This is a genomic window from Vibrio sp. Isolate22 (genome assembly GCF_022398115.1).
GTDB lineage: Bacteria > Pseudomonadota > Gammaproteobacteria > Enterobacterales > Vibrionaceae > Vibrio.
Genome location: NZ_JAKEUW010000121.1, coordinates 1 through 3296, shown reverse-complemented (window position 1 = coordinate 3296; position 3296 = coordinate 1). Strand labels below are relative to the sequence as shown.

Genomic DNA, 3296 nt, shown 5'->3' with positions numbered 1-3296 from the left:
TGGATAGCCTCGGCTTCAAGACCGCAAAGGCATTTAGCCTCAGAGTTAGGTTTAAGAGTCAGTGTAATAAGTGATGCTGTCTGGTGAGACTTTACTATTTTAAAGCCTTCCCAGAATGAAGATAGGAAAGTATGATTCGGCATGAAAACGGTAGTTTGTGTATGATTTTTGTTTGGCGACTAAACCATATCACTTACTACCGTTTTTGTTTTTAGTTCCCGCTAATCCGCGATGAACCAAAAAAAAGCCAAACTCAATGAATGAGCTTGGCTTTCAATTCAATTAATTACGAAAGAACGATTAGTTCATGCCGTATTTTTTAAGTTTCTTGCGAAGAGTACCGCGGTTGATACCCATCATAGTTGCTGCGCGAGTTTGGTTACCGCGAGTGTACTGCATGATGGTGTCTAGTAGTGGCTGTTCAACTTCAGCTAATACTAGTTCGTATAACTCGCTGACTTCTTGACCGTTTAATTGAGCAAGGTAGTTTTTCAATGATGCTTTCACTGAATCACGTAGTGGTTTCTGCGTGATTTGGTCTTGTGATGTTACTGTAGTCACTGTCAATGCTTCTGAAGTCAGATTTTGTTCGAACATATTCGGTCTAGCTCTTCTCGTAATTATGGTGCAACGTTATCAAAATAACCTTCTAACGCCTCAAGCTGCAGATCACCTGCTTCGAGTGCGTTGAAGGTACGGCGAAACTCACTCGCTTGTTCATGTTCTTTTAGGTACCAACCCACATGCTTACGAGCGATGCGAGGGCCTAAAAACTCTCCATAAAATTCATGTAGAGCGTGAACATGGCCAAGCATGATGTCTTTCACTTCCGAAACCGGGAGTGGGTCCATCGTGGTGCCGTTTTCCAAATAGTGTAGGATTTCGTTAAAAATCCATGGACGACCTTGGGCAGGACGACCAATCATTAAAGCGTCAGCGCCGGTGTACTCCAGCACAAACTTCGCTTTTTCCGGGCTATCGATATCACCGTTAGCAATAACCGGAATAGATACAGCTTGTTTCGCCGCTTTAATGTGTTTGTATTCTGCCTCACCTTTGTACATACAAGCGCGAGTTCTCCCGTGAAGGGCAAGTGCCTGTATGCCGCAGTCTTCGGCTATTTTAGCGATTTGGACACAGTTTCTGTTATCTGTATCCCAGCCTGTACGAGTCTTTAGCGTTACTGGAACGTCGACTGCGTTTACTACAGCTTTCAAGATCTCTTCAATGAGGTCTGGATACTGAAGTAGGGCAGAGCCCGCAAGCTTCTTATTCACTTTTTTGGCTGGGCAACCCATGTTGATATCGATGATTTGCGCACCGTTATCGACATTGAATTGCGCAGCCTCGGCCATAAGCTGTGGATCTGCACCAGCGATTTGTACTGAACGAATGCCCGATTCGCCTTCATGTACCATACGCTGCTGAGACTTCGACGTTTTCCAAACCTTTGGATTGGAGGACATCATTTCACTGACTGCCATCCCCGCACCGTAGCGAAGACACAACTCACGGAATGGTCTATCCGTTACGCCAGCCATTGGAGCGACGATTAGATTGTTCTTAAGTTGATAATTTCCGATTTTCAAAACGTCATCACAGTTCTGTACCAGCAAGGGCGCGCATTTTACGCATTTTTTCGCTGCGTGAAAAGACTAATATTTGAGCATTTACAATTTGTTTTTGTAATTTGCATAAAATTCAATCAATTAGCGCCCAAAGTCTTGTCTAGCCTTGTTTGCGACCAGAGATTCGACACCACTCTTGCTGCTCGATAATCGGATCAATGTGAAGCTCATCACGATAATAAGTCGCAACATCTTCCGCTTGTGTATCTAAAACACCCGACATCGCAAGCACACCATTTGGCTTAACTAAGCCTTTAATGATGCCTGAAAGATCGCGCAGTGGACCGGCAAGAATGTTGGCAACAACAACGTCTGCTAGTAAACCTTCAGGCTGATCTTGTGGCAAGAACACCTCAAGTTGCTCAGCAACGCCATTGCGCTCTGCGTTGTCTTTTGATGCAAGTAGTGCTTGAGGATCAATGTCGATCCCGATAACTTTTGCTGCGCCTAATTTGATCGCTGCGATCGCTAGGATACCTGAGCCACAACCGAAGTCGATTACGGTTTTGCCTGTAAGATCTAATCCTTCAAGCCACTCAAGACACAATGCTGTTGTTGGGTGAGTACCAGTACCGAATGCAAGGCCAGGGTCTAGCATTACGTTTACCGCGTCAGGTTCAGGGATATCGCGCCAGCTTGGGCAGATCCATAAACGCTCACCAAACTTCATTGGGTGGAAGTTGTCCATCCATTCACGTTCCCAATCCTTGTCTTCAATTTGCTCAACTTTATGAGCAAAGTCTGCAGGGAACATGTTGCTTGCTTTAATCTGCGCTAGAACGACACCTGTATCAATCTCAGCGTCGTAAAGCGCAAGAATGTCAGTGTCACCCCAAAGGCGAGTTTCACCCGGCAGAGGCTCAAATACAGGGGTATCTTGTGCATCCAGGAAAGTTACAGAAAGAGCACCAGTCTCTTCCATTAACATGTCGCCGATTTGTTCGGCATTTTCATTGGTAGCATTAAGCTTGATTTGAATCCAAGGCATGGCTGAATCTTCTATATGAGAAAAATTGGATGGCGAGTCTAGCAGAAAATATGAGCAAATTCACCAAAACCCCAAGGAATATAATGGGGAATATTCCTTGGGGTTTTTGGACGCTTAAAAACAAAAAATGCCCACATCATGGAGTATACAGTAAAAACTATGTCTAATTGCGTGTGAGTGAGTGACAGCCCTACTGTCAATGCTTATTGTGGAAATGCAAAACGTACATACTATGTATATTAGTATGTACGTTTTTTATCCCTGAAGGCTTAGCAAGGCGATGGCCTCACTGCGTGAAACCATCACCCTGCCAAAAGGGTATTTAAGGGAAATGATGGTAAAGTAAAATAATAAAGCCACTCCTGACGCTCGCATACCGCTCACTACTTGCTAGGCGTTTATGATTTTTCTTGACCATCCGCTGAAACACGTTTCTGTCGGATAGGCGACACCTGTTACCAGATGCCGCCCTCCTAAGAACCGTACGTGCAACTTTCACTGCATACGGCTCAAGCCTCCACTAAGGCGTTATTGTTACCCAGCAACTCACAAAGCAGTGGCGACAGGATCAAACCATGAGTTACGACCTGTATTTTTCACCTTACGTTCATTGAGAAAACCTTCCCAAAAAGGATCGAACGGGGTCGCTTGACTCATGATTTTTACATGTCGCTTGATTG

The 3296-nt window shown here is 44.7% G+C and carries 3 protein-coding genes; all 3 read right to left on the bottom strand.

The features are described 5' to 3' along the window. Positions 1-300 precede the first annotated feature (300 nt). Entirely contained in the window at positions 301-597 is a 297-nt protein-coding gene (fis, locus tag L1D55_RS26935) for a DNA-binding transcriptional regulator Fis (protein WP_004729744.1), read from the bottom strand. A gap of 23 nt (positions 598-620) precedes the next feature. Next, positions 621-1589 carry a tRNA dihydrouridine synthase DusB gene (gene dusB, locus L1D55_RS26930; RefSeq protein WP_008219544.1) on the bottom strand — a complete coding sequence of 323 codons (969 nt, stop codon included), beginning with the start codon at positions 1587-1589 and terminating at the stop codon, positions 621-623. A gap of 139 nt (positions 1590-1728) precedes the next feature. Continuing rightward, entirely contained in the window at positions 1729-2616 is an 888-nt protein-coding gene (prmA, locus tag L1D55_RS26925; protein ID WP_063525206.1) for a 50S ribosomal protein L11 methyltransferase, read from the bottom strand. Positions 2617-3296: the final 680 nt, after the last annotated feature.

Coding starts and splice junctions, on each gene's coding strand:
- fis (WP_004729744.1), bottom strand. CDS start 597: ATGTTCGAACAAAATCTGACTTCAGAAGCATTGACAGTGACTACAGTA.
- prmA (WP_063525206.1), bottom strand. CDS start 2,616: ATGCCTTGGATTCAAATCAAGCTTAATGCTACCAATGAAAATGCCGAA.